Below are 202 nucleotides of genomic sequence, written 5' to 3'. Positions count from 1 at the left end.
GACCCTTACCGTCCACGGCGGCGGCGAGCGCCCGGCCTTCCTGGCCGCGGCTACTACTTAAGGAGAACAAGTGAGCGGTTTGCTTGACGGCCGAGTCGTCATCATCACCGGCGCCGGCCGTGGAATCGGTCGCGCCCACGCGCTGGCCTTCGCGGCCGAGGGCGCCAAGGTCGTCGTCAACGACATCGGTGTCGGCGGCGAC

The 202-nt window shown here is 69.3% G+C and carries 1 protein-coding gene; it reads left to right on the top strand.

The window, feature by feature from the left end; genetic code table 11:
• Positions 1 to 70 precede the first annotated feature (70 nt).
• Positions 71 to 202: SDR family NAD(P)-dependent oxidoreductase (locus tag L0U85_RS20320; RefSeq protein ID WP_241379582.1), on the top strand; the 132-nt coding region annotated here is incomplete at its 3' end.

Source organism: Glycomyces sp. L485, from assembly GCF_022548875.1.
GTDB lineage: Bacteria > Actinomycetota > Actinomycetes > Mycobacteriales > Micromonosporaceae > Glycomyces.
This window is presented reverse-complemented; position numbering and strand designations above follow the sequence as displayed.